We start from the raw sequence: 25,852 nt of genomic DNA on the forward strand, positions 1-25,852 counted from the left end.
AAGGCGGTGAAGGGGGTGGGGGTGGCAGCCGCTGGCGCGGCAGGGCAGGCGCGGCAAGCTGGTGTGGTGCGAGCTGGCCTCCGCCTGACAGGGAGGGATCGGAGGATCCGGGCCACGTGCTGCGGCCCAGCCAGGCCACCGGGTGCCCGCGCGGGGCCCGAATCCTCCAATGACCCCATTCAACGTCCTGCCCCTGCCCGCACGGGTCCCTAGGATGTTGCGTGCTCAAGCAGTCGCCGTGCGGTACGCGTTGGGGGCGTGGCCATGCTGGTGAAGGAGTACCGGACGGACGCCGTGCCGGCCGGGGAGCGGTGGGACCTGTGGCAGGACATCGCGGCGCGGACGCATATGCCCAATCTGCTGCGCAGCGAGCAGGACGCCGACTTCCGGGCGGTGATGCGGGTGCTGACGCTGGGCGAGGTGCAGGTGGCGGAGGTGTCGTTCCCGCATCTGGAGTCGGTGCGGACACCGCGGGCCATCCGGCGCTTCGATCCCGAGGTGTACCAGATCAACTGCCAGTTCACCGGGACCGGAGGCGTCGCGCACAACGGGCGGCACACCGTGTTCGGGCCCGGTGACCTCGTCGTCGTCGACAGCAGCCTGCCCTACGAGGCCCGGCACACCCGGCCCGGCGGCGAGAACTCGGGCTGCGTGGTCGTCACCGTCCCCCGCGCTCTCTTACCCCTGCCGCCCCGGACCCTGCGGAAGGTGCTGGCCGTACCGATCCCCGTGGGCCACGGCATGGGCGGCGCGCTGTACCGCTGGCTGGCCGATGTCGCCGCCCGTGCCGAGGAGTTCGGGGACGGTGACGCGGCGACGCTGGGCGCGGTGACGACCGATCTGCTCACCTCCGTGCTCGGCCACGCCCTGGACGCCGAGGACACGATGAGCCCGGAGTCCCGGCGGCGGGCGCTGCACACCAGGGCGCTGGACTTCATCGACCGCAATCTGGGCGACCCCTCGCTGTCCCCGGCCACCGTGGCCGCCGCGCACGGCATCTCGGTGCGCCATCTGCACCAGCTCTTCGCGGAGGAGGGGGCCACCCCTGCCGCCTGGATACGCCGGCGGCGACTGGAGCACTGCCGCCGTGACCTCGCCGACCCCGGTCTGCGTTCCCGGCCGATCGCGGCCCTCGCCGCGCGCTGGGGGTTCCAGGACGCCGCCGCGTTCAGCCGGCAGTTCCGGCGGGCGTACGGCATGTCCCCCCGTGACTACCGGCATCACACCTGATCCCCCCCCGGAACGGCACAAGAACGTGCAGAAATCGCCAAGATCCGTGCACTCAGGGCCAATGAATTCCGCCGCCCGACCTGGCCATGCTTTTTCTCCGCACCGCTTCCCGCCCGCACCGCCGGGCCGGAAGCAGGGGGAAGCCGGTGTGCGGTGCCCGCGGTCGCAGCCGTGGGCGCCGCACACCACCGTACGGGGTGATGATCATGCGCGTGGGGATCACCGTGGAGAGCCGGACCATGAGCGTCGGCGTCCATGAACTGTGGCGCCGCCTGGCCACCGAACCGGCGCTCCGCGGACGCATCCGCGCGGACACCCGCCCGCAGGTGCTGCTCGCGGTGCTGGAACCCGGTGAGGTCACCGAGGCGTTCGCCGGCAGCCTCGTCGCCTGGCTGGCGGCGCGGCGGGAGTGCAGCGTCTCGCTGACCCGTGCCGACGGCACCCGGATCGTCCTGACCTCGGCGATCGTGCGCCGGTTCACCTTCCTGGAGCGGGCGGCCTTCGTCCGCGACCTGGGCACGGTCCTGGACGCGGCCGCCGCCCGTGAAGCGGAGGCCGCCGCCCGCGAGGCCGGGGCCGGGGCCGGGGCGGAGGCCGACGGCGGTGACCGGGTGCGCTGAGCGGCCCGGCCGTCAGCCGGTCATCCGCTGACAACCGCTCCGCCGTCACCGGTCACGTGCGCGACGAACCTCTCCGCCGTCACCCGGTCACGTGCGCGACGAACCGCTCCGCCGTCTCCCGCAGCACCTCCCGCCCGTCCCGTGCCCACAGGCCGTCGTTGAACAGCTCCACCTCGACCGCGCCGGTGTATCCGGCCGCCTCCACGTACCCCAGCCACTCCCGCATGTCGATCGCGCCGTCGCCGAGCTGTCCGCGCCCGGTGAGCACGCCCTCCGGCAGCGGGGTCGTCCAGTCGGCGAGCTGGAAGGTGTGGATGCGGCCCGACGCCCCGGCGCGGGCGATCTGCGCGGGCGCCTGGTCGTCCCACCAGATGTGGTACGTGTCCACGGTCACGCCGACCTGCTGCGCGGGGAAGCGCTCGGCGAGGTCGAGGGCCTGGGCGAGCGTGGAGACCACGCAGCGGTCGGCCGCGTACATGGGGTGCAGCGGTTCGATGGCCAGCCGCACCCCGCACTCGGCGGCGTACGGGCCGAGTTCGGCCAGGGCGTCCGCGATCCGCTCGCGGGCGCCGTGCAGGTCCTTGGAGCCGGCCGGGAGGCCGCCCGAGACGAGGACCAGGGTGTCGGTGCCCAGGGTCGCGGCCTCGTCGACCGCGCGGCGGTTGTCCGCCAGGGCCCGGGAACGCTCCCCCGGCTCGATCGCCGTGAGGAACCCTCCCCGGCACAGGGTGGTGACGGTCAGACCCGCGTCGCGGACCAGTTTCGCCGCCGCCTCGAGGCCGTACTCCTGGACCGGCTCCCGCCACAGGCCCACCTGAGTCACGCCCAGTTCGCCGCATGCCGCGACCAGTTCGGGCAGCGTCAGCTGCTTCACCGTCATCTGGTTGATGCTGAACCGCTCCAGGCCGCCGCTCATCGGTCCACCCCGTACACCCCGAGCAGGTTCCGCATCCGCTCCTCCGCGAGTTTGGGGTCCGGGAACAGGCCGAGGCCGTCGGCGAGTTCGTAGGCGCGGGCGAGGTGCGGGAGGGAGCGGGCGGACTGGAGGCCGCCGACCATCGTGAAGTGGGACTGGTGGCCCGCCAGCCAGGCCAGGAGGACCACACCGGTCTTGTAGAAGCGGGTGGGGGCCTGGAAGAGGTGGCGGGAGAGGGCCACCGTGGGGTCGAGCAGGGCGCGGAAGCCGTCCACGTCCCCCGTGTCCAGTACCCGTACCGCCTCCGCCGCCAGCGGGCCCAGCGGGTCGAAGATGCCGAGCAGGGCGTGGCTGAAGCCCTGCTCGTCGCCCGCGATCAGCTCGGGGTAGTGGAAGTCGTCGCCGGTGTAGCAGCGGACGCCCCCCGGCAGACGGCGGCGCAGGTCGATCTCGCGCCGGGCGTCGAGCAGCGACACCTTGATGCCGTCGACCTTGTCCGGGTGGGCGGCGATGAGCTCCAGGAACACCTCCGTCGCCGCGTCCAGGTCCGCGGAGCCCCAGTAGCCCTGAAGGGCCGGGTCGAACATGGGGCCCAGCCAGTGCAGGATCACCGGCTCGGCGGCCTGGCGGAGCAGATGGCCGTAGACCTCCAGGTAGTCCTCGGCTCCCGAGGCGGCCGCGGCCAGGGCGCGGGAGGCCATGAGCACGGCCTGGGCGCCGCTCTCCTCGACGACCGCCAGCTGCTCCTCGTAGGCCGCGCGGATCTCGGCGAGGGTGCCGGCGGCGATCTGGTCGGTGCCGACCCCGCAGGCGATACGGCCGCCCACGCTGCGGGCCTCGGCCGCCGACCTGCGGATCAGTTCCGCCGCGCCCGCCCAGTCCAGGCCCATGCCGCGCTGGGCGGTGTCCATGGCCTCGGCGACGCCGAGCCCGTGCGCCCACAGGTGGCGGCGGAAGGCGAGGGTGGCGTCCCAGTCGACGGCGGCGGGCGAGTCGGGGGTGGTGTCCGCCCAGGGGTCGGCGACGACATGGGCCGCGGAGAAGACCGTACGGGAGGTGAGGGGGGAGCCGGGGCGCACGGTCAGGGGTTCGGTGCGGGGTTCATAGGTCCGCAGCCGGCCGTCGGCGCCGGGCAGTCGGATGGTCACAGCGCGATCTCCGGTACGTCGATACGGCGGCCCTCGGCCGAGGACTTCAGGCCGAGCTCGGCCAGCTGGACGCCGCGGGCGCCGGCCAGCAGGTCCCAGTGGTAGGGGGCGTCGGCGTAGACGTGCTTGAGGAACAGCTCCCACTGGGTCTTGAAGCCGTTGTCGAACTCCTGGTTGTCCGGGACCTCCTGCCACTGGTCGCGGAAGACCTCGGTGGCGGGGATGTCCGGGTTCCAGACGGGCTTGGGGGTGGCGCTGCGGTGCTGGACGCGGCAGTTCCGGAGTCCGGCGACCGCGGAGCCCTCGGTGCCGTCGACCTGGAACTCGACGAGTTCGTCGCGGTGGACGCGGACCGCCCAGGAGGAGTTGATCTGGGCGATCGCGCCGCCGTCGAGTTCGAAGATGCCGTAGGCGGCGTCGTCGGCGGTGGCGTCGTAGGGCTTGCCGTCCTCGTCCCAGCGCTGCGGGATGTGGGTGGCGGTGAGGGCCTGCACGGACTTCACGCGGCCGAACAGCTCGTGCAGGACGTACTCCCAGTGCGGGAACATGTCGACGACGATGCCGCCGCCGTCCTCGGCGCGGTAGTTCCAGGAGGGGCGCTGGGCCTCCTGCCAGTCGCCCTCGAAGACCCAGTAGCCGAACTCGCCGCGCACGGAGAGGATGCGGCCGAAGAAGCCGCCGTCGACCAGGCGCTTCAGCTTGAGCAGGCCGGGGAGGAAGAGCTTGTCCTGGACGACGCCGTGCTTGATGCCGGCGGCGTTCGCGAGGCGGGCCAGCTCCAGGGCGCCTTCCAGGCCGGTGGCGGTGGGCTTCTCGGTGTAGATGTGCTTGCCGGCGGCGATCGCCTTTCTGATGGCCTCCTCGCGGGCGGAGGTGACCTGGGCGTCGAAGTAGATCTCGACGCCGTCGTCGGCGAGGACGGCGTCCAGGTCGGTGGAGATGTTCTGCGGGTCCAGGCCGTGGCGTTCGGCGAGCGCGGTCAGCGCGTGCTCGCGGCGGCCGACGAGGACGGGCTCGGGCCACAGCACGGTGCCGTCGCCGAGGTCGAGTCCGCCCTGGTCGCGGATGGCCAGGAGGGAGCGGACCAGGTGCTGGCGGTAGCCCATGCGCCCGGTCACGCCGTTCATGGCGATACGCACCGTCTTGCGTGTCACGTCGTTCCCTTCGTCGTGCAGTTCCTCGTGCGGTAGCAAGCGCTTTCTATGTGGTGAGAAGTTAGCCTCTGATCAGCGGGCCGACAAGGCCGCGGTCGTCTCGACTTGTTCGAGGGGCGAACGCCGGGGGGCGGGAGCCGTAAGGTCGGCGCACACGACAGCTGCCCTTCACGCACATGGACCGCAACCGCTGCCCCTGCACGGCACGTGTACGACGACGTACGACGAATGCGCGACCGGAGGACTACGAGATGACGGTGACCCTGGCGGACGTGGCGGCCCGCGCCCAGGTCTCCCCCGCGACGGTGTCGCGCGTGCTGAACGGGAACTACCCCGTCGCCGCCTCCACCCGCGAGCGGGTGCTCAAGGCGGTGGACGAGCTGGACTACGTCCTCAACGGGCCCGCGAGCGCGCTCGCCGCGGCCACCTCGGACCTGGTCGGCATCCTCGTCAACGACATCGCCGACCCCTTCTTCGGGATCATGGCGAGCGCCATCCAGTCGGAGATCGGCGGGCCGGGGGGCCGGGCGGGGGGTGAGCGCCTGGCGGTGGTGTGCAACACCGGGGGCTCGCCGGAGCGCGAGCTGACGTATCTGACGCTGCTCCAGCGGCAGCGGGCGGCGGCCGTGGTGCTGACCGGCGGTGCCGTGGAGGACGAGCCGCACGCGGCGGCCGTGGCGGCGAAGCTGCGCAAGCTGGCGGACGCCGGGACACGGGTGGTGCTGTGCGGGCGGCCGCCGGCGCCCGACACCCGGGCCGTGGCGCTCGCCTTCGACAACCGCGGGGGCGCCCAGCGGCTCACCGAGCACCTCATCGGCCTCGGCCACCGCCGGCTCGGGTACATCGCGGGCCCGGAGGAGCGCACCACCACCCGGCACCGGCTGGAGGGCCACCGCGCCGCCCTCGCCGCCGCGGGCATCCAGGAGGAGCCCGGCTGGACCGTGCACGGCCGCTACGACCGGCAGTCCGGCTACGACGCGACGCTCGAACTCCTGCGCCGCGACCCCACCCTGACCGCCGTCGTCGCCGCGAACGACTCCGTCGCGCTCGGCGCCTGCGCGGCGCTGCGGGAGTCGGGCCTGCGCATCCCGCAGGACGTGTCGGTCGCCGGGTTCGACGACCTTCCGTTCAGCGTGGACGCGGTGCCTTCCCTGACGACGGTCAGACTGCCCCTCGCGGAGGCGGGGGCACGCGCCGGACGTATCGCCATGGGCCGCGAGGAGGCGCCCCCCGGCGGGATCGCCACGGTCCGCGGGGAGCTGATGGTGCGGGGATCCTCCGGAGTGCCGAAGAGCTGATCGGGTCCGCCGCGATCGTGGTGCGGGGAGCGATGAGTTTCGCGGGCCGGGCGGGTCTGTAGGGGCGTAACCCGACAGCGTGACGAAGAAGACCGTGGAAGAACAGGGAGCACCACCGTGCGGATCGTGATCAGTGAGTTCATCAGCATCGACGGCGTCGTGCAGGCACCGGGTGGTCCCGAGGAGGACACCGACGGCGGGTTCGCGCACGGCGGGTGGACGCACCCCTACTTCGACCCGCAGGTCGTCGGCGGGGCGTTCGACGCGGCGCTGGAGGGGGCGGAGGCGCTGCTGTTCGGGCGGCGCACCTGGCAGAACATGGCGGCGGCGTGGCCCGAGCGGGCGGGCGACCCCTTCGCCGACCGGATGAACGCGATCCGTAAGTACGTGGTGTCCGACAGCCTCGCCGAGTCCGATCTGACCTGGCACAACAGCACCCGTATCGCGGTCGCCGAAGCCGTCGCCGAGCTGCGCAAGCTGCGCGAGAGCGAGGGCGGCGACCTCCTGGTCATGGGCAGCCCGACGCTGGCCCGCACGCTGATCGCCGAAGGGCTCGCCGACGAGCTGCGGCTGATGGTGATGCCGGTGGTGCTGGGCGGCGGCAAGACGATCTTCCCCGACGGGGGCGGCAAGTTCCCCTTCGAGCTGGCCTCCACGCAGAAGGCGGACACGGGGACGCTGGTGAACGTGTACCGGCGGGTGGAGGGGGCGTAGTCCGCGGGGGGGCCGGGCGCCCGGGTGGATGTGGGGCGGTCGCGGGCGGCGGTTCGGGGGCGGCGCCAGTAAGGTCGCGTGCATGAAGCTGGCGTTCTCCACCCTCGGCGTTCCCGGTATGCCCGTCACCGATGTGCTGCGGCTCGCGTCCGCCCACGGCTTCCATGGCGTGGAGCTGCGCGCGCACCCGGAGGAACCGGTCCATCCGGGCCTCGGCCGGTCCGAACGGGTGGAGGTGGCCGAGCTGTTCAGGGCGTCCGGCATCGAGCTGCTGACGGTCGCCGGGTACACGCGGGTCGCCTCGCCCGGACCGGACGAGCCGGTGATCGCCGAGCTGCGCGAGCTGGTGGACCTGGCCCGCGATCTCGGCGCCCCGTACGTGCGGGTCTTCCCCGGCGCCGACGCCGAGCAGCCCGCCGAGGACGCCGACGCGACGGCAGCCCGGCGGCTGGGCACGGCCGCGGAGGACGCCGCCGACGCGGGGGTGCGCATCCTGCTGGAGACGCACGACTCGCATCGCACCGGCGCCGCCGCGCTCCGCGTCCTGGGCCTGGTCGGGCACCGGCACGTGGGCGCCCTGTGGGACGTGATGCACACCTGGCTCGGCGGCGAGCAGCCCTCCGAGTCCTTCGCCGCCCTCGGTCCCTACCTCGGCTACGTCCAGGTCAAGGACATCGCCTCCGCCACCGACACGACGCCCCTCCCGCTCGGCTCCGGCGTCCTGCCCCTCACCGAGTGCGTGGACGTCCTCGCCCGGCAGGGCTGGGACGGCTGGCTGTGCTGGGAGTACGAGAAGCGCTGGTACGAGGCGGCCCGGCCGCTCGCCGCCATCCTCGGGGCGGGGCGCGACCACTTGAGCCGCCTGCTGAACGAGTCGGCGTAGCGCAGGGGGTGCCCGCGGCGGCCCGGCTCAGGTGCGCGAGCGCTCCTCGTCGAGCGCGGGCAAGGTCTCGCGGACGCCGGCCGGGTCGTCGAACGGGATGTCCGGCGCGGGCGGTTCGGGGGCGTGCGGGCCGCGGCGCGCGGGGGCGAGGGAGGTCAGGGCGACGCCGCCGACCAGGAGGGCCGCGGCGAGCCACCGCAGGGGGCTGATCGGTTCGCCGAGGAACAGGGCGGCCGAGGACATGCCGAAGACGGGGACCAGGAGGGAGAAGGGCGCCACCGTGGAGGCCGGGTGGCGGCGCAGCAGCCGGCCCCAGGCGCCGAAGCCGAGGACCGTGGTGATCCAGGCGACGTAGAGGACCGTGCCCGCGCCCTGCCAGTCGAGGGCGCGCAGGGCGGCCGCGTCCCGGCTCCAGCCCTCCGTCAGCAGGGACAGCAGCAGGAGCGGGAGGACCGGGACGGTGCTGACCCAGACCATGAAGTTCAGGGCGTCGGGGGGTGCCGCCCTGCGGGTCAGCACGTTGGAGGCGCCCCAGCAGGCGGCTGCCGCGATGCACAGGGCGAAGGCGCCGAGGGGACCCGAGGTGCCCTCGTCCACCGCGGCCACGGCGATGCCGGCGAGGGCGATCGTCATGCCGAGCGCGCCGGTCCGGGAGGGGCGTTCACCGAGGGCGGCGAAGGCGATCAGGGCCGTGAACACCGCCTGGATCTGCAGGACCAGGGAGGACAGGCCGGCCGGCATGCCGGTGTCCATGGCGATGAACAGCAGGCCGAACTTGGCCACGCCCAGGACCAGGCCGACGGCGAGGATCCATCGCCAGGCCACCTTGGGGCGGCCGACCAGGAAGACGGCCGGGAGGGCCGCCGCCAGGAACCGCAGGGCGGAGAAGAGCAGGGGCGGGAAGTGGTCGAGGCCCACCTCGATGACGGTGAAGTTGACGCCCCAGACGGCGGCGACGAGGACGGCCAGGGCGAGATGTGCGGGACGCATGCCTCGAAGGATCACCTCCGGGGACCGTGCAGTACCAGCGATGATTGCTGCATGCTCCGATGAAGCAACGCTTAAGGGAGGGGTCCCGTGCTCGATCTCCAGCGCCTGCGTGCCCTGCACGCCGTCTCCGTGCACGGCAGTGTGGGGGCCGCCGCGTCCGCCCTCGGCTTCACGCCGTCCGCGGTGTCCCAGCAGATCGCCAAGCTGGAGCGGGAGACGCGGACCGTGCTGCTCGAACGGGAGGGGCGGGGCGTCCGGCTGACGGCTGAGGCGCGGCATCTGGTGGTCGCCGCGCAGGAGTTGCTGGCGATCGTGGAGCGGGCGGAGACGGAGCTGGAGGAGCGGCGCGGGGTGCCGTCGGGGCGGCTGACGATCGCCGCGTTCGCGTCGGCGGCGCGGGGGCTGCTGCCGGGGGTGCTGGCGGATCTGGGGCGGCGGCATCCGGCGCTGGACGCGCGGCTCAGCGAGGTCGATCCGCATCTGTCGATCGGCATGGTGGCCAAGGGCGCGGTCGATCTGGTGGTGGCGCACGACTGGGACATCTCGCCGCTGCCGGTGCCGCCGGGGGTGGAGCAGGCGGTGATCGGGGACGACCGCTGCACGCTGCTGGTGCCCGAGGGGCATCCGTTCGCCGGGCGCACGGCGGTGTGCCGCGAGGAGCTGGGCGGGCAGCGGTGGGTGTGCCAGCCGCCGGGGCGGGTGTGCCACGAGTGGCTGGTGCGGACGCTGCGAGGGGTCGGCCTTGAGCCGGACATCGTGCATCAGGCGGACGAGAATCCGACGCTGGTGGCGCTGGTCGCGGCCGGGCTCGGGATCTGTCTGATCCCCCGGCTGGGGCGGGGGCCGCTGCCGTCCGGGGTGGTGGAGGTGGAGCTCGATCCGGCGCCGCTGCGGCGGCTGTACGCGCTGTGGCGCACGGGGGCGGGCCGCCGCCCGGCGATCGCGGAGACGGTACGGACCCTCCAGGAGCACTGGCCCGAGGTCGCGACGCGAACACCTCGCTGACCGCACGCCCGCCCTGCCCACCTCGGGGCCCGAGGACGCAACGCGAACACCACGCCGACCGCCCGCCCGCCCCGCCGGCCACGGAGCCTGAGGTCGCGGCGCGACACCTCGCTGACCGCACGCCCGCCCCACCGGCAGCAAGGCCCCAGGACGCAGCGCAGGCACCACGCCGACGCCCTCCCACCCCGCCCGCCTCCGGGCCCCAGGACGCAGCGCAGGCACCTCGCCGAACCCCGCCCTGTCCTGCCGGCCGCCGTGGCCGGGGCGGCTCGCCGGGCTCACCCGCCGTTGCTGTGCGGTCCCTTGACTGGCAGAAACTTCCCGGATATTGGTGACTCCTCGGAAGTTTCCTTCAGCGGACCATCGCAGCCCTCCGGAAGGAGCGCACGTGCACGACACCAGCACGGGAAGCACCGCAGGCACCGCGAAACCCTCCAGACGTACCGTCCTCGCGGCCGGCGCGGGCGTCACCGCGGCGCTCGCCGTCGGCGCGGACGCCGAGGCGGGCGAGGACGCCGTCGACGACAAGAAGCTGCGCGCCCTGATCTCGCGGATGACGCTGGAGGAGAAGGTCGGCCAGCTGTTCGTCTCCCGGGTCCACGGCCACTCCGCCACACAGCCCGACCAGGCCGACATCGACGCCAACCTGAGGGACTTCGGCGTGCGCACGGCCGCCGAGCTGATCGCCAAGTACCGCCTGGGCGGCGTCATCTACTTCGTGTGGGCGCACAACACCCGCAACCCGCGCCAGATCGCCGACCTGTCCAACGGCATCCAGAAGGCGTCCCTGGACCTGCCCCGCGGGCTGCCCGTGCTGGTCTCCACCGACCAGGAGCACGGCATCGTCTGCCGCGTCGGCAAGCCCGCCACCCTGTTCCCCGGCGCGATGGCCATCGGCGCGGGCGGCTCCCGCACCGACGCGCGCACCCTCGGCCGGATCTCGGGCCGTGAGCTGCGCGCGATGGGCATCCGGCAGGACTACACGCCGGTCGCCGACGTCAACGTCAACCCGGCCAACCCGGTGATCGGCGTACGCTCCTTCGGCGCCGACCCCGCGGCGGTGGCCGAGCTGGTGGCCGCCGAGGTCGCCGGGTACCAGCACTCCAAGGTCGCGGCGACCGCCAAGCACTTCCCCGGGCACGGCGACACCGAGGTCGACAGCCACTACGGCTTCCCCGTCATCAGGCACACCCGCGAGCAGTGGGAGACGCTGGACGCACCGCCGTTCCGCGCGGCGATCGCGGCGGGCATCGACTCCATCATGACCGCGCACATCCTGGTCCCCGCCCTGGACGACTCGGGCGACCCGGCCACCCTCTCCCGCCCCATCCTCACCGGCATCCTGCGCGAACGGCTCGGCTACGACGGGGTCGTGGTCACCGACGCCCTCGACATGGCGGGCGTACGGCAGAAGTACGGCGACGACCGGGTGCCGGTGCTGGCGCTGAAGGCGGGCGTGGACCAGCTGCTGAACCCGCCGAAGCTGGACGTGGCGTGGAACGCGGTCCTCAAGGCCGTGCAGGACGGGGAGCTGACGGAGGAGCGGCTGGAGGAGTCGATCCTGCGGGTGCTGCGGCTGAAGGCGAAGCTCGGGCTGTTCACCGAGCCGTACGTGGTGCCGGGCGGCGTCGACCGCGCGGTGGGCGGTACGGCGCACCGGGCGGCCGCCGACCGGATCGCCGAGCGCACGACGACACTGCTGGTCAACGAGGGCGGGCTGCTGCCCCTCTCGCCCGCCTCGCACGGCAAGGTCCTGGTGGTCGGCGCCGACCTCGCCTCCCCGTCCGGCACCACCGGCCCGCCCACCGGCGTCCTCGCCGGCGCGCTCACCGAGCTGGGCTTCACGGCCACGGCCATGTCCACCGGCACGGCCCCCTCGACGGCGGTGATCGACCGCGCGGTCGCGGCGGCGCGGGACGCGGACGCGGTGGTGGTGGGGACGTACAACGTCTCGGCGACCAGCAGTCAGCGGACGCTGGTGGAGCGGCTGCTGGCGACCGGCAGGCCGGTCGTGGCGGTGGCCGTCCGCAACCCCTACGACGTGGCCCGGCTGCCCGGCGTCCGCGCCTTCCTGGCGACCTACTCCTGGACGGACGTCGAACTGCGCGCGGCCGCCCGGGTCATCGCCGGGACCGTCTCCCCGCGCGGCACGCTGCCGGTGCCGGTGCAGCGGGCGGACGATCCGACGCGGGTGCTGTACCCGATCGGGCACGGGCTGACGTACTGACGCACGACGGCCGGTCCGGGGACACCGGACCGGCCGTGGCGTACTGCAGAGGATCACGGGCGCAGGGCGCGCTCCGGCATCCGCTTGTCCAGCTTCGCGTCGAACTTGGCGAGCGGCTTGGCCTCGGCCACCGTGGCCGGGGAAAGGCCCGCCCACTGGAGGATCTTCGCCGTGGCGAGCGCCTTCTGGTCCTCGACCAGACCGGCGACGCGCGCACCGTGGTTCGCGCCCGGCGCGGTGAAGACGTAGGAGTCGCGCGCCCCCTTGCCGAGGCGGAACGGCTCGGCGCCCCACGGGTCGTTCTCGCCGTAGACGAACAGCATGTGCCGCGCGTTGTTGCGGACCCAGCTGTCCACGTCCCGCATCGCCCACGGCTGGAAGCTCATGGCGATGTCACGCGGCACGAAGTAGCGCGGGGGCAGGTAGCCGTAGCGCACGTACTGCTTCTCGATGTGCGGGAACTGGATGGTCGGCGCGCCGAGCTGGGTGCCGGCCTGGTAGTAGTACGGCGTGTACGGGGCCAGGCCCTGGTCGGTGTAGAAGGAGAACCCGGCGATGGTGTCGATCGAGTTCCAGATCTCGTCGTCGGTGGCGTTCTCGGCGTCCGCCGGGATGGTGTCGCAGTCGGCGAGCAGGCTGTACTGCCAGAAGCCCCAGACGTAGTCGAGGACGGTCGCCTCGTACGCCTTGTCGAGGCTGCCGACGGTGTGGAAGGTGTAGCCGTTCTCGGCGGCGTACGCCTCGTAGCGCTTCTCCAGCGGCTCGCGGCGGACCAGGGCCTCGCGCTGGACGCCGTTGAGGCGGTCGCGGCACTCCTCGGTGCCGACGGTGGCGAAGAACCGGTCGTAGGCCGAGTCCTCCTTGTTCACCACGTCGTTGGGGGCGACGTAGGCGACCACGCCGTCCATGTCACGGGGGTAGAAGCGCTCGTAGTAGGTGGCGGTCATGCCGCCCTTGGAGCCGCCGGTGGAGATCCACTTCTTGTCGTAGACCGGCTTGAGGGCGGTGAAGATGCGGTGCTGGTCGCTGGCGGCCTGCCAGATGTCCAGCTTGGTCCAGTCGGCCGGGGCGGGCCGGGACGGGGTGAAGTAGCGGTACTCCATGGAGACCTGGTTGCCGTCCACGATCTGGGTCGGCTCGCGGCGGCTGGGGGTCGTGGAGACGTTGTAGCCGCTGGTGTAGAAGACCGTCGGGCGGCTGACGTCCTTGTGCAGGACGGTGATCCGCTGCTGGAACGTGCCCGCGGACGCATTCCGGTGGTCGACCGGCTGGGTGTAGTTGAGGACGAAGAAGCGGTAGCCGGGGTACGGCTTCTCCTCGATCAGGCTCATGCCCGGTATCGCGAGGAGGCGGTCCTTGATGTCGGCCTCCGGCTGCTGGGCGGCGGTGGCCGCCCCCGCCGTGCTCAGCGTGCCTATGAGCACGGTGAGCGCGAGCAGCCATCTGAGCGCCTTGCGCATGCACCCTCCCTGGGAAACAGATGTGCGCCGGAAGCTATCGGAGCAACACCGTTCACACCAGGGGAGGTTGAGCTAACAGTTGCGCAAAAGGATCTGCATCAGGCGAAACGAGTGCGATCGGACGGGGTCAGCACAGGATCCAGCCGGTGCTCACCGAGCCGCTCCCCCGTGAGCCCCTGACCCGCACGCAGCGCTGTCCGGCGTAGGTGTCGACCGGGCCGATGCGGTGCGTGCGCAGACCCTCCTCGCGGGCCGGACGGAAGCCGCGCGCCTGCACGCTGACCGTCATCCAGCGGCGCGGGCCGGGGTGCTTGGCGACGGTGACCGCGCACACCAGGCCGCCGCTCTTGTAGACGTGCACCGCGCCGGTGGAGAACGGCAGGGTGCGCACCTTGCGGCCGGGGCAGTTCTGCCCGGAGGCCGCGTGGGCGGCGCCGGGCGCGCTCAGCGCGAGCAGCCCGGAAGCGGTGAGCACGGCCATGCCGAGCGCCAGCCATCGGCGTATCGCACCCCTGTCCACAGTCGACCCTCCCGACCCACGACCCTCGCCGTACTGAAGTACGGACGCGGTACGTGTGCCGGTTGGTTGCGTCAGCCGCCCGCGGCCACCGGCTCCCCGACGAAGGTCCGCCACAGCTCGGCATACCGTCCGCCGCGGGCGAGCAGTTCGTCGTGGGTGCCGTCCTCCGCGACCCTGCCGTGGTCCATCACCACGACCCGGTCGGCACGCGCGGCCGTGGACAGGCGGTGGGCGACGACCAGGGTGGTGCGGCGGCCGGCGAGGCGGTCGGTGGCCTGGTTGACCTGGGCCTCGGTGGCCAGGTCCAGGGCGGCCGTCGCCTCGTCGAGCAGCAGCACGTCGGGGTCGACCAGCTCGGCGCGGGCCAGCGCGATCAGCTGGCGCTGGCCGGCGGAGAGGTTGCGGCCGCGTTCGGCGACCTCGTGGAGGTAGCCGCCCTCCAGGGTGGCGATCATCTCGTGCGCGCCGACCGCGCGGGCGGCGGCCTCCACCTCGGCGTCGGTGGCGTCGGGGCGGCCGTAGGCGATGGCGTCGCGGATCGTGCCGGGGAAGAGGTACGCCTCCTGCGGGACGACGCCGAGCCGGTGCCGGTAGGAGGTCAGGTCGAGGGTGCGCAGGTCCTGGCCGTCGACGGTGACCCGGCCGCCCGTCGGGTCGTAGAACCGGGCCACCAGCTTCACCAGCGTCGACTTGCCGGCGCCGGTCTCGCCGACGAAGGCGACCGTCTGCCCGGCGGGGATGCGCAGGTCGATGCCGGTGAGGGCCTCCTCCTCGCCGTTGTACGCGAAGTGCACGTCCTCGAAGGCGATCTCGCCGCGCAGCGAGCGGACCTCGCGCGGCTCCTTCGCCGACTCGGTGGACGTCGGCTCCCGCAGCAGCTCCTGGATCCGGCCGAGGGACACGGACGCCTGCTGGTAGCCGTCGAAGACCTGGGACAGCTGCTGCACGGGCGCGAAGAACAGGTCGATGTAGAGCAGATACGCCACCAGCGCGCCCGTGGTCAGCGTGGCCTCCGCGACCCGGCCGGAGCCGGCGATCAGCACGGCGGCCACGGCGGCGGAGGACAGGAACTGCACGAACGGGAAGTACACCGAGATCAGCCACTGGCCGTGGACGCGTGCCGTGCGGTAGCTGTCGCTGTTCTCGGCGAAGTGCCGCGCCCCGTCCCGCTCGCGCCGGAACGCCTGCACGATCCGCAGCCCGGCGACGGTCTCCTGGAGGTCGGCGTTGACCACCGACACCCGTTCACGGGCCAGTTCGTACGCCTTCACGCTCGCCTTGCGGAAGAAGTACGTGGCGACGATCAGCAGCGGCAGGGTGGCGAAGACGACGAGGGCGAGGGCGAGGTCGAGCACCAGCAGGGCGACCATGATGCCGAAGAAGGTGACGACCGAGACGAACGCGGTGACCAGGCCGGTCTGCAGGAACGTCGACAGGGCGTCGACGTCGGTGGTCATCCGGGTCATGATCCGGCCGGTCAGCTCGCGCTCGTAGTAGTCGAGGCCGAGCCGCTGGAGCTGGGCGAAGATCTTCAGCCGCAGCGCGTACAGGATCCGCTCGCCGGTGCGGCCGGTCATCCGCATCTCGCCGGTCTGGGCGGCCCACTGGGCGGCGACCGCGAGCAGCCCCAGCAGGGAGGCCGCCCAGACCGCGCCGAGGGCGGCCTCGTTGACGCCGCTGTCGATGCCGTGCCGGATCAGGACGGGCAGCAGCAGGCCCATGCCGGCGTCGACGGCGACCAGTGCGAGGCTGATCAGGAGCGGGAGGCCGAAGCCCTTCAGCAGGCGGCGCAGGCCGTAGCTGTCCTCGGGGCGCACCGCGCGGGCCTCGTCGACCTCGGGGGTGTCGGTGGCCGGGGGCAGCGCCTCGACCTGGGCGAGCAGTTCGGGGGTGGCGGGGGTGCCGGACAGGGCCGTGTCGCGGGGCTCGCGCTCGCCGGCCCACAGCCGGGGGGTGATGCCGCGCTCGGCGTCGAACTCGGCGTCCAGCTCCTCGCGTACGGAGGTGTCCTCGGCGGGGGCGAGCTGCGGGGTGTGGCCCGGCGAGACACCGCCGAGCTCGTCGGGGTCGGTGAGCAGACGGCGGTAGAGCGGGGAGCGCTCCTGGAGCTCGTCGTGGGTGCCGAGGTCGGCGAGGCGGCCGCCGTCGAGGACGGCGATGCGGTCGGCGAGGTTCAGGGTGGAGCGGCGGTGGGCGATCAGCAGGGTCGTGCGGCCGCGCATGACCTCCTTGAGCGCCTCGTGGATCTCGTGCTCGACGCGGGCGTCGACGGCGGAGGTGGCGTCGTCCAGGACCAGCAGGCGCGGGTCGGTGAGGATGGCGCGGGCGAGCGCGATGCGCTGGCGCTGACCGCCGGAGAGGGTGAGGCCGTGCTCGCCGACCTTGGTGTCGTAGCCCTCGGGCAGCTCGGCGATGAAACGGTCCGCCTGGGCGGCGCGGGCGGCCTTCTCGATCTGCTCGTCGGTGGCGTCGGGTCGGCCGTAGGCGATGTTGTTGCGGACGGTGTCGGAGAAGAGGAAGGAGTCCTCGGGGACCAGTCCGATCGCGGCCCGCAGGGAGTCCTGGGTCAGCTCGCGCACATCGTGGCCGCCGACCAGGACGGCGCCGTGGGTGACGTCGTAGAAGCGCGGCAGGAGCAGGGAGACGGTGGACTTGCCGGAGCCGGAGGAGCCGACGACGGCGAGGGTCTCGCCGGGGCGGATCTCGAAGGAGAGTCCCTGAAGGACGGGGTGGTCGTCGTCGTAGCCGAAGGAGACGTCGTCGAACTCGACGGTCGCGGGGGCGTCGGCGGGCAGTTCCTTGGTGCCGTCCTTCATGGACGGCTCGGTGTCGATCAGCTCCAGCACCCGCTCGGTGCCGGCGCGGGCCTGCTGGGCGACGGTGAGGACCATCGCGAGCATGCGGACCGGGCCGACGAGCTGGGCGAGGTAGGTGGAGAAGGCGACGAAGGTGCCGAGGGTGATGTGGCCGCGCACCGCGAGCCAGCCGCCGAGGGCCAGCATGGCGACCTGGCCGAGGGCGGGGACGGCCTGGAGGGCGGGGGTGTACCTGCTGTTCAGGCGGATGGTCCGCAGGCGACCCGCGAACAGCTTGCGGCCGACCTCGCGGAGCTTGCCGGTCTCCTGCTCCTCCTGCCCGAAGCCCTTGACCACCCGCACACCGCTGACGGCGCCGTCGACCACCCCGGCCACGGCGGCGGCCTGGGCCTGGGCGTACCAGGTGGCGGGGTGCAGCTTGGTGCGGCTGCGCTTGGCGATGAACCAGAGCGCCGGGGCGACGGCGAGGGCGACCAGGGTGAGCGGGATCGACAGCCAGGCCATCACGACCAGGGAGATCAGGAAGAGGGCGAAGTTGCCGATGGTCATCGGCAGCATGAAGAGCAGGCCCTGGATCAGCTGGAGGTCGCTGGTGGCGCGGCCGACGACCTGGCCGGTGGACAGCTCGTCCTGGCGGCGGCCGTCGAGCCGGGTGATCGTCTCGTACATCTCGGTCCGCAGGTCGTGCTGGACGTCGAGGGCGAGGCGGCCGCCGTAGTAGCGGCGGATGTAGGTGAGGGCGTAGACGAGCAGGGCGGCGCCGATGAGGGCGGCCGCCCAGGGGGCCATGTCACGGGTGCGGGCGGTGACGACGTCGTCGATGATCACCTTGGTGATCAGCGGGACGATCGCCATGACCGCCATGCCGAGGAGGGAGGAGGCCAGGGCGAGGACCACGTCCTTCGGATAGCGCCAGGCGTAGGCCGCCAGTCTCCGTGCCCATCCCCGTTTCGCTTCCACGCCGGTGCCCTCCAGTCGTCCTGATCTTCCGGAAGGCACCAACACGGAACGAAGCGGATTTCATCCCTCCGCAACAAATCTCAGAGGCGCACGGTGAGCCGGTACAGGCGGGTGGTCTGCCGGTCGCTCTGGTTGTCGTCGCTGGCCAGGAGCACCCGCAGGCGGCCCTGCGGGTCACGGCCGGTGATCGTCATCGCCTCGATGTTGTCGAGCAGGGGGTTCGGCTGGGGCTGCCGGGCGGTCGCTCCCAGTGACGGGCACTGCACCAGGTCGGCCAGCAGGGTCTTGCCGGCCGGCCGTACGTCGTCCTGGCCGGTCAGCGTCTCGATGCCACGGGTGTCCGTGGCGTGCCGGGGGTCGGCGAGGTAGAGGCGGACCGTGTTGCCGACGCCCGCCGTGAAGCCGCGCTCCAGGACGAGCAGGCGGCCGTCGGGGAGGGCCTGGATCTCGGGGACGCCGAGGCCGGGGTCGGTGCGGTAGGCGTACTGGGCGGAGAGGCGGAAGCCTGTTCTCGCCCGCTGCCAGGTCTGGAGGCGGACGATGCCGTCCGTGTCGCCGGTGAGCGCGCCCTCCATGGACGCGATCAGGGTGCGTCCGCCGGGCAGCAGGGTGAGGCCCTCGAAGGTCTGGTTGGGGCGGGCGCGGCCGGCGGGGGCGACCTTCAGGGCGTCGGGCACGGGGAGGCGGTCGAGGACGGTGCCGTCGCGGCCGTGGCGGCGTACGGCCGGCTCGGTCTCGGAGGAGACGAGATACGTCCCGTCCCGGTCGACGGCGAGGCCCTCGGCGTCCAGGGGGCGCCCCTGCTCGTCGGCGAGCGGGAGGACGGCGTGGGGCTGGAGGGTGTGTGCGCTCAGGCGGAACAGGGCCGAGCGGTCGGAGACGGCGGCGAGGGAGCCGTCCCGGTCCACCGCGAGGGCGGAGAGGTTGCCGACGAAGGTGTTCTCGTACGTCGTCTTGTCGAGGGCGTCGGAGAAGCCCTCGATGCGGACGGACGGCGAACAGGCCCTGTTCTCCGCCGAGTCGGCGGTCCCGGCGGCGGTCAGGCAGGTGACCGCCGCCAGGGCCGCCGTCGTGGTCGCGAGTACGGTTCTCAGGCGCATGGGCGCCACCGTAGGGCGGACCGGTGACGGGCGGGAGACCGCGTCGTGAAGTCCCGAGTGGGTGTCAGCTCGCGTGCAGGTCGCGGTGGACGACCTTGGCGATGGACTGGATGGTGTTGACGCCGTACTGCATCGAGTTGCCGTTGGCGTTCGTGGTGAGCACGGTGATGAAGTAGTCGTGGCCGTTGCCCTTGAACGCGCCGATGCTGTGCACGCGCCAGCGGTAGTCGGTCGTGCGCTGGAGCCAGCCGTTCTTCACGGCCTTGGTGACGGTGGAGGGGGCGCCGTAGGGGGTGCCCCAGAACTGCGTGGAGACGACCTCGCGCATCAGCTTGAGGGCGTAGGCGCGGCGGGCGTCGGTGAGCACGGTGGAGCTGCTCGCGGTGAGCATCTTCAGCAGCTTCTGCTCGTCGGTGACGGTGATCTCGGTGATGCCCCAGGTGCCGCCGGGGCCCAGGACGGTGTGCGTCATGCCGGCGGCGTCGAGGAAGCGCTGGATCTTGGTGCGGCCGAGCCGGTTCCACAGGGTGGACGTGGAGGCGTTGTCCGACTTGGTGATCATGGCGCGGGCGAGGGACATCTCCTCGGAGGTGAGCCCCCGGCCCAGCCGCTGCGTCTCGTACAGCAGGGCGCCCAGGACGGTCACCTTGACGACGCTCGCCGAGTTGTGGCGCACGGTCGGGCGCAGCGTGCAGATGGTCTTGGTGCTGCGGTCGTAGACGCCCACGGCGATCGAGCCGCTGCGCGCGTTGACGGCGGCCTGGATGTCGCGCTGCAGCTTGGTGGCCAGACCGGCCTGCGCGGAGGTGCAGCTGACCGTCGCGGTGGCCGCGTCCGCCGGGCTTGCGGCGAGGGGTATGAGGAGGCCGGCGCCCAGGGTGGCGGCGACGACGCGTGCACGTCTCTGGTGAGTCATGCCCTGCTTGACTCACGAAGTTGACGGATAGTTGCACGCTTTCGATCAGGTTCTCGGATGCCGCTCCCCCGGCTCTGTCATGCAACCGACATCAAACGTTCACCGTGATGAGTGCATGTCCATGCCACTCTCCGGGTGCCGCTCCATCAACCCGCGTAGAACGGACCCCACATGCCGTCCTTCCGTCCCCTCCGCTGGAGGCCGGTGGCCCTGGTCACCGCCGCTCTCCTGACCGGCCTCACCGCCCCCGCGCTCACCGCGACGCCGGCCGCCGCGACCACGACCGCGTACGACTCGACGTACTACAGGAACGCGATCGGCAAGACCGGCACGAGCCTGAAGTCGGCCCTCCACACCATCGTCAGCAGCCAGTCCAAGCTGTCGTACTCGGCGCTCTGGGAGGCCCTGAAGGTCACCGACCAGGACCCGAACAACTCGGGCAACGTGATCCTGCTCTACTCGGGCATATCCCGCAGCAAGTCGCTCAGCGGCGGCAACACGGGCAACTGGAACCGCGAGCACGTCTGGGCCCAGTCCCACGGCGACTTCGGCACCTCGGCCGGTCCCGGCACCGACCTGCACCACATCCGCCCCGAGGACGTCACGGTCAACGCCAAGCGCGGCAACCTGGACTTCGACAACGGCGGCAGCAGCTTCACCAACAGCGGCGGCAGCCTGATCGACGGCGACTCCTTCGAGCCGCGCGACGCCGTCAAGGGCGACGTCGCCCGCATGATCCTCTACATGGCCGTCCGCTACGAGGGCGACGACGGCTGGCCGAACCTCGAACCCAAGGACGCGGTGAACACCGGCGGCACCCCCTACCACGGCCGCCTCTCCGTCCTGAAGGCGTGGAACGCGGAGGACCCGCCGGACGCCTTCGAGGAGCGCCGCAACCAGCTCATCTACACCGACTACCAGGGCAACCGGAACCCGTTCATCGACCACCCGGAGTGGGTGGAGGCGATCTGGTAGACCCGGTTCCGCCTGAGCCGCCCCCGACCGGGGCATCATGTCGGCACCGACGGCCGGACGGGGGCGGCTCATGGGCGAGGTCTCGCGCTTCAGACGGAGGACGGAGCGCTGGAGGTGGTTCTGGACGGACTTCGGCGAAGCGCTCGCCGGAACGTTCACGTCCCGCCTGGGCCTGGTCTTCATCGGTGACGCGGCCCTGTTCCTCACCGCCGTGCTCGGACTCGTCCACTTCTGGTCCCGCGCCATGACCGTCCAGGACTACGCCCTCCTCCAGGCCGTCTGCCTGGCCTGCCAGGCCGTCGCCCTCTACCCGGTCGCCCGGCCGGGACGAGGGGCGACACCCGGCGACATCCGGGAGATCTCGGACACCCACCAGGGCGCCACCGTCGCCCTGGTCTGCGGCACCTGGATCTTCGGCTACCTGCCCGCCGCTCCGATCCTCGTCCACGTCACGGGCGACGCCGACAGCAAGCCGGTGATCGCCACGATGCTCACCGGGACAGCGCTGATGCTGGCCTGCGTGGCCGGGCTGATCACCGCGGTCGCCCTGTCATCGCGGGCCGCCGAACGGGCCGCCGCCGACAGCCCCGGCCCGCCGGGAGTATCGGGGATGCCGGACACGGGGGACGTCGGCGGAGGCGACTTCGGCGACTGACCGGCCGCCGGGCCTCAATCGGCGTCGACGAGTGCGGGCCGGCGGGTGTCCCGGCTCTCCACGATCCGCAGGACGTCCGTCAACGCCTCGCGCATCCGCGCCAGCATGAACCGGAGTTGCGCGCTGGTCGCCCGCTCGTCGGCCATCAGGTCGGCCGCGTGCCCGAGCAGGTCGCCGGCCATCCCCAGCTGCACGGACTCGACGGTGTCGGCCACGCGGGAGAGGTAGCCGGTCCCGTCGGTGATCAGGTAGCAGGGCTTGCCCTCCGCCCCGGTCCAGGGCAGCAGGCGGCCGCCGCTCACCGGGTCACCTCCGTCGCGGGCGGCATGCCGAGCGAGCCGACGCCGATACCGAGCAGCGGTGCGGGCAGTGGGCGCGGTGGCGGTGGCGCCGGGCGCCGAAACAGCGTACGGAGGAGGAAAACGGCGATACGGTGACTCATGTCGTCGGCCCCTAGGCGGAGTTGATGACCACGCCCCCGGACCGGTCGCGCGGTCGCGGGGGTATCGCTTTGTGTAGCGATCCGCTCACAGCCTGAGATGTCACGGGCTAGCCTCGCCAGAGGGTCGAGTGTGACCAGTCATTTGTCACAAAGGGGTGGCCATGGCGAACACGTACGGTGACTGGCTCCGGCAGCAGCGGGAGGCGGCGGGGCTGACGCAGCAGGAGCTGGCCGAGCGGGCGGTGATGACGCGTTCGCACATCGCGCACATCGAGGCGGGCAGGCGGATGCCGTCGCGGGAGGATGCGCGGCGGCTGGACAAGGCCCTGAACACGGGGAATGTGCTGAGCAGCTTCCTGCCGGAGGAGGAAGTTGCGGTCCCCGACTACTTCGAGGCGGCCAGGCAGTTCGAACAACAGGCAGTGATGATCCGGGAGTTCGCACTCTCTTTCGTACCGGGCATCCTGCAGACCGCCGGGTACGCACGTTCGGTTCTGGGTATGTCGTTCCCTCGGGTGAGTGACGAGGAATGTGACAGGCGCCTTGTCACACGCCTTGAGCGGGCGAAGATCCTCGACGATCCAGTGACGCCCGCCGTGTGGGCGCTGCTCGATGAGGCTGTGCTACGGCGTCAGATCGGTGGGCCGGAGATCATGGCGGAGCAGCTCAAGCACCTCGTGCGCCTGGGCGAAAGCGGCCGCATTCAGGTGCACCTGCTGCCATTCACGCTCGGCGTGCATCCGCTTCTGAGCAACATGCTCACTTTGATGTGGTTCGAGGACCAGCCACCCGTCGCCTATGCCGAGGGCCTACGGATGGGCAAGATCCACGATGTCCCTTCCGTGGTCCAAGACCTACAGCATCGATACGATTGGGCCTTGGGTAACGCCTTGCCACTCAAGGAATCACTGGCCCTGCTCAGGGCAACAGCGAGGGACTACGAGCGCCATGACTGACCGAACCATCGCAGTACTGGACGGATGGCGGAAGTCCTCCTATAGCAACGACGAGGGCGGCAGCTGCCTCGAAGTCCTCGACCACCACCCCTCCGGCGTCCCCGTCCGCGACTCCAAGAACCCCCACGGCCCGGCACTGCTCTTCTCCGCGGCCGGCTGGTCGGCCTTCGTCAGGGCGTTGAAGGCAGATGCGTAGGCGCGAACATCCGCAGGACCGCCGGGAGTACGACCACTGACGGGCCCGGCGTGGACAGGGCCTTCGCCAGGTCCGCCTCCAGGGTCTGCGGGGTCGTGCGGACCCCCGGCACGCCGAAGGACTCCGCCAGCGCGACATAGTCCGGGCGGGTCAGTTCCGTGGCCGTGGCCTGGCCGAAGGCGTCGGTCATGTACTCGCGGAGGATGCCGTAGCCGCCGTCGTCGACGATCAGCCAGGTCACCGGGAGGTCGTACTGACGGGCCGTGGCCAGTTCGGCGATGGAGTACAGGGCGCCTCCGTCACCCGACACCGCCAGCACCGGACGGGTCGGGTCCGCCGCCGCCGCGCCGAGCGCCGCCGGGAAGCCGTAGCCGAGGCCGCCCGCGCCCTGGGCGGAGTGCATGTGGTTGGGGCCCTTGGCGTCGAAAGCCGACCAGGCCCAGTAGGCCAGGATCGTCATGTCCCAGAAGGACGGGGAGTCGGCGGGCAGGGCCGCCCGGACCGAGGCCAGCACCTGCTGTTCCAGGGTGAGTTCCTGGGCGTCGATGCGCTCACGCACCCGCGTCAGCAGCTCCCGTACCCGCTCCGGCGCCGCCGGGTCCTCGCGGCGTGACACCGTCTCCAGCAGCGCCTGCAAGGCGAGGCGCGCGTCCGCGTGGATGCCCAGCGCCGGGTGGTTGGACTCCAGCTTGCCGAGGTCGGCCTCGATCTGGATGACCCGGCCTCGCGGCTTGAACGTGTGGTAGTTGGACGACAACTCGCCCAGACCCGAGCCGACCACCAGCAGGACGTCCGCGTCCTCCAGGAAGTCCGTGGTGTGCCGGTCCTCCAGCCAGGACTGGAGCGAGAGGGGGTGGGTCCACGGGAACGCGCCCTTGCCGCCGAACGTCGTCACCACCGGGGCCTGGAGCCGCTCCGCCAGCTGCTTGAGCTTGCCGCTCGCGTCCGCTCGTACGACACCGCCACCCGCGATGATCGCCGGGCGGGCCGCAGAAGACAGCAACTCGGCCGCCACCGCCGTCAGTTCCACCCGCGGCACCAGGTCCTCCGGCGTCGCGTCCACGCCCGTGACCACCGGCAGATGCGTCTCGGCGAGCAGCACGTCCTGCGGGATCTCCACCCAGACCGGGCCGTGCGGGGCCGTCAGCGCCGAGCGCCACGCCTCCGCGATCGCCGAGGGGATCTGGGACTGGGTGCGCACGGTGTGGACGGACTTCACCACGCCCCGGAACGAGGCCGCCTGGTCGGGGAGTTCGTGGAGGTAGCCGTGGCGGCCGCCGCCCAGGCCCGCCGTCGGGATCTGGCTGCTGATCGCCAGGACCGGGGCGCTGGCCGCCGCCGCCTCCTGGAGGGCCGCCAGGGAGGTCAGCGCGCCGGGGCCCGTCGACAGCAGCAGCGGGGCCGCCTCGCCCGTGATCCGGCCGTACGCGTCCGCCGCGAAACCGGCGTTGTTCTCCACGCGCAGGCCCACATAGCGCAGGTCGCTGCGCCGCAGCGCGTCGAACATGCCCAGCGCGTGCTGGCCGGGCAGGCCGAACACCGTCGTCGCGCCGAGCCCGGCCAGCGTCTCCACGACCAGGTCTCCGCCGTTGCGGCCGGGAGGAGGATTCAGCGCGGCCTCCGTCTGGGCCGGCGTCGGGCGGAGAACCAGGTCGTGGTCGTGAGTCACTTCGTGCGAGCCTCGGCAATCTGACGGGACATGATGGTGGTCAGTTCGTACGCGGTGTGGGACGCGGCCACCGACGTGATCTCGGCGTGGTCGTAGGCGGGGGCCACCTCGACGACGTCCGCGGAGACCAGGTTGCAGGATGCCAGGCCGCGCAGGATCTCCAGCAGCTCGCGGGAGGTCATGCCGCCGGCCTCGGGGGTGCCGGTGCCGGGGGCGTGGGCCGGGTCCAGGCAGTCGATGTCGATGGAGATGTACAGCGGGCGGTCGCCGATGCGCTGGCGCAGCTGGTCGGCCACCTCGTCGGCGCCGCGGCGGTAGATGTCCGCAGAGGTGACGATGCCGAAGCCCATCTTCTCGTCGTCGGTGAGGTCCTGCTTGCCGTACAGCGGGCCGCGGGTGCCGACGTGGGACAGCGCCTCGGTGTCGAGGATGCCCTCCTCGACCGCGCGGCGGAACGGGGTGCCGTGGGTGTACTCGGCGCCGAAGTAGGTGTCCCAGGTGTCCAGGTGGGCGTCGAAGTGGAGCAGGGCGACCGGGCCGTGCTTCTTCGCCACCGAGCGCAGCAGCGGCAGCGCGATGGTGTGGTCGCCGCCCAGGGTCATCAGGCGGGCGCCGGTGCCCAGCAGGTCGTCGGCGGCGGCCTCGATGGTCTCGACGGCCTCGTTGATGTTGAACGGGTTCACGGCGATGTCACCGCCGTCCGCGACCTGGGCCAGCGCGAACGGGGACGCGTCCTGCGCGGGGTTGTAGGGGCGCAGCAGCCGGGACGCCTCGCGGATGGCGTTGCCGCCGAAGCGGGCGCCCGGCCGGTACGAGACGCCGGAGTCGAACGGCACGCCCACGACGGCGACATCGGCGCGGCCGACCTCGTCGAGCCGGGGCAGCCGGGCGAAGGTCGCGGGACCGGCGTACCGCGGGATGCGGGACGAGTCGACGGGGCCGCGGGGCGTCTCGGTGCTGCTCATGGTCAATTGCCTTCCTTCTTACGCTTCGTCGCGTATG

At 72.1% G+C, this 25,852-nt stretch carries 23 protein-coding genes; 11 read left to right on the plus strand and 12 right to left on the minus strand.

Annotated elements, in window-relative coordinates:
- Positions 1–264 precede the first annotated feature (264 nt).
- Together ACSU6M_RS12330 and ACSU6M_RS12335 are read left to right on the plus strand one after the other, a co-directional pair.
- A complete protein-coding gene (locus tag ACSU6M_RS12330; protein WP_437075111.1) occupies positions 265–1,230 on the plus strand; it encodes a helix-turn-helix domain-containing protein in 966 nt (321 codons plus the stop codon).
- 206 nt (positions 1,231–1,436) lie between these two features.
- Positions 1,437–1,850, plus strand: a complete 414-nt coding sequence (locus tag ACSU6M_RS12335) for an effector-associated constant component EACC1 (RefSeq protein WP_437069533.1) — start codon at positions 1,437–1,439, stop codon at positions 1,848–1,850.
- Positions 1,851–1,929: 79 nt separating this feature from the next.
- Here ACSU6M_RS12335 and ACSU6M_RS12340 read toward each other — a convergent pair whose 3' ends face one another.
- From ACSU6M_RS12340 to ACSU6M_RS12350, 3 genes are read right to left on the minus strand one after another with little or no spacing between them, the layout of a single operon-like run.
- A complete protein-coding gene (locus ACSU6M_RS12340) occupies positions 1,930–2,766 on the minus strand; it encodes a sugar phosphate isomerase/epimerase family protein (protein WP_437069535.1) in 837 nt (278 codons plus the stop codon).
- Positions 2,763–3,914, minus strand: coding sequence for a dihydrodipicolinate synthase family protein (locus tag ACSU6M_RS12345; protein ID WP_437069536.1), 1,152 nt, complete (start codon positions 3,912–3,914; stop codon positions 2,763–2,765). The genes ACSU6M_RS12340 and ACSU6M_RS12345 overlap by 4 nt, the downstream gene beginning before the upstream one ends.
- Entirely contained in the window at positions 3,911–5,068 is a 1,158-nt protein-coding gene (locus tag ACSU6M_RS12350) for a Gfo/Idh/MocA family protein (protein ID WP_437069538.1), read from the minus strand. Before ACSU6M_RS12350 ends, ACSU6M_RS12345 begins: the two co-directional genes overlap by 4 nt.
- A gap of 251 nt (positions 5,069–5,319) precedes the next feature.
- Here ACSU6M_RS12350 and ACSU6M_RS12355 point away from each other — a divergent pair, with 251 nt between their 5' ends.
- From ACSU6M_RS12355 to ACSU6M_RS12365, 3 genes are all read left to right on the plus strand, one after another.
- Positions 5,320–6,366, plus strand: coding sequence for a LacI family DNA-binding transcriptional regulator (locus ACSU6M_RS12355; RefSeq protein WP_437069539.1), 1,047 nt, complete (start codon positions 5,320–5,322; stop codon positions 6,364–6,366).
- Positions 6,367–6,483: 117 nt separating this feature from the next.
- Positions 6,484–7,080 (plus strand): dihydrofolate reductase family protein, encoded by a 597-nt coding sequence (locus ACSU6M_RS12360; RefSeq protein ID WP_437069541.1) that lies wholly within the window; start codon positions 6,484–6,486, stop codon positions 7,078–7,080.
- A gap of 82 nt (positions 7,081–7,162) precedes the next feature.
- Positions 7,163–7,963: a sugar phosphate isomerase/epimerase family protein gene (locus ACSU6M_RS12365; RefSeq protein ID WP_437069543.1), complete on the plus strand. Its 801-nt coding sequence runs from the start codon at positions 7,163–7,165 to the stop codon at positions 7,961–7,963.
- A gap of 27 nt (positions 7,964–7,990) precedes the next feature.
- Here ACSU6M_RS12365 and ACSU6M_RS12370 read toward each other — a convergent pair whose 3' ends face one another.
- Positions 7,991–8,953, minus strand: coding sequence for an EamA family transporter (locus ACSU6M_RS12370; protein WP_437069545.1), 963 nt, complete (start codon positions 8,951–8,953; stop codon positions 7,991–7,993).
- Between the two features lie 87 nt (positions 8,954–9,040).
- Here ACSU6M_RS12370 and ACSU6M_RS12375 point away from each other — a divergent pair, with 87 nt between their 5' ends.
- Positions 9,041–9,958 carry a LysR family transcriptional regulator gene (locus tag ACSU6M_RS12375; RefSeq protein WP_437069546.1) on the plus strand — a complete coding sequence of 306 codons (918 nt, stop codon included), beginning with the start codon at positions 9,041–9,043 and terminating at the stop codon, positions 9,956–9,958.
- Positions 9,959–10,346: 388 nt separating this feature from the next.
- Complete coding sequence (locus ACSU6M_RS12380) at positions 10,347–12,185, plus strand: glycoside hydrolase family 3 protein (RefSeq protein ID WP_437069548.1); 1,839 nt, start codon at positions 10,347–10,349, stop codon at positions 12,183–12,185.
- A gap of 53 nt (positions 12,186–12,238) precedes the next feature.
- On the opposite strand, the gene ACSU6M_RS12385 is transcribed toward ACSU6M_RS12380, so the two are convergent.
- The 5 genes from ACSU6M_RS12385 to ACSU6M_RS12405 form a co-directional block, all read right to left on the minus strand.
- On the minus strand, positions 12,239–13,645 hold the full coding sequence (locus tag ACSU6M_RS12385; RefSeq protein WP_437069549.1) for a S28 family serine protease: 1,407 nt from the start codon (positions 13,643–13,645) through the stop codon (positions 12,239–12,241).
- A 127-nt stretch (positions 13,646–13,772) separates the two neighbouring features.
- Positions 13,773–14,165 (minus strand): hypothetical protein, encoded by a 393-nt coding sequence (locus ACSU6M_RS12390; protein WP_437069550.1) that lies wholly within the window; start codon positions 14,163–14,165, stop codon positions 13,773–13,775.
- A gap of 71 nt (positions 14,166–14,236) precedes the next feature.
- Entirely contained in the window at positions 14,237–17,941 is a 3,705-nt protein-coding gene (locus ACSU6M_RS12395; protein WP_437069551.1) for an ABC transporter ATP-binding protein, read from the minus strand.
- Positions 17,942–18,021: 80 nt separating this feature from the next.
- Positions 18,022–19,041, minus strand: coding sequence for an esterase-like activity of phytase family protein (locus ACSU6M_RS12400; protein ID WP_437069553.1), 1,020 nt, complete (start codon positions 19,039–19,041; stop codon positions 18,022–18,024).
- Between the two features lie 64 nt (positions 19,042–19,105).
- Positions 19,106–19,957: a serine hydrolase gene (locus tag ACSU6M_RS12405; RefSeq protein ID WP_437069554.1), complete on the minus strand. Its 852-nt coding sequence runs from the start codon at positions 19,955–19,957 to the stop codon at positions 19,106–19,108.
- A gap of 171 nt (positions 19,958–20,128) precedes the next feature.
- Here ACSU6M_RS12405 and ACSU6M_RS12410 point away from each other — a divergent pair, with 171 nt between their 5' ends.
- Positions 20,129–20,932 carry an endonuclease I family protein gene (locus tag ACSU6M_RS12410; protein ID WP_437069556.1) on the plus strand — a complete coding sequence of 268 codons (804 nt, stop codon included), beginning with the start codon at positions 20,129–20,131 and terminating at the stop codon, positions 20,930–20,932.
- Positions 20,933–20,969: 37 nt separating this feature from the next.
- Positions 20,970–21,587, plus strand: coding sequence for a hypothetical protein (locus ACSU6M_RS12415; RefSeq protein WP_437069558.1), 618 nt, complete (start codon positions 20,970–20,972; stop codon positions 21,585–21,587).
- Positions 21,588–21,601: 14 nt separating this feature from the next.
- Here the strand turns inward: ACSU6M_RS12415 and ACSU6M_RS12420 are convergent, their stop codons facing one another.
- The gene (locus ACSU6M_RS12420) at positions 21,602–21,889 is read right to left on the minus strand and encodes a hypothetical protein (RefSeq protein WP_437069559.1); all 288 of its coding nucleotides are present in this window, start codon (positions 21,887–21,889) and stop codon (positions 21,602–21,604) included.
- A 301-nt stretch (positions 21,890–22,190) separates the two neighbouring features.
- On the opposite strand from ACSU6M_RS12420, the gene ACSU6M_RS12425 reads away from it, so the two are divergent.
- Both ACSU6M_RS12425 and ACSU6M_RS12430 read left to right on the plus strand, forming a co-directional pair.
- On the plus strand, positions 22,191–22,985 hold the full coding sequence (locus ACSU6M_RS12425) for a helix-turn-helix domain-containing protein (protein ID WP_437069561.1): 795 nt from the start codon (positions 22,191–22,193) through the stop codon (positions 22,983–22,985).
- Positions 22,978–23,181 (plus strand): DUF397 domain-containing protein, encoded by a 204-nt coding sequence (locus ACSU6M_RS12430; RefSeq protein WP_437069563.1) that lies wholly within the window; start codon positions 22,978–22,980, stop codon positions 23,179–23,181. The genes ACSU6M_RS12425 and ACSU6M_RS12430 overlap by 8 nt, the downstream gene beginning before the upstream one ends.
- Here the strand turns inward: ACSU6M_RS12430 and ACSU6M_RS12435 are convergent.
- Together ACSU6M_RS12435 and speB are read right to left on the minus strand one after the other, a co-directional pair.
- The gene (locus ACSU6M_RS12435; protein WP_437069564.1) at positions 23,156–24,850 is read right to left on the minus strand and encodes a thiamine pyrophosphate-binding protein; all 1,695 of its coding nucleotides are present in this window, start codon (positions 24,848–24,850) and stop codon (positions 23,156–23,158) included. The genes ACSU6M_RS12430 and ACSU6M_RS12435 overlap by 26 nt on opposite strands.
- A complete protein-coding gene (speB, locus tag ACSU6M_RS12440; protein ID WP_437069566.1) occupies positions 24,847–25,815 on the minus strand; it encodes an agmatinase in 969 nt (322 codons plus the stop codon). The genes ACSU6M_RS12435 and speB overlap by 4 nt, the downstream gene beginning before the upstream one ends.
- Positions 25,816–25,852: the final 37 nt, after the last annotated feature.

The organism is Streptomyces sp. enrichment culture, from assembly GCF_964272895.1.
GTDB lineage: Bacteria > Actinomycetota > Actinomycetes > Streptomycetales > Streptomycetaceae > Streptomyces.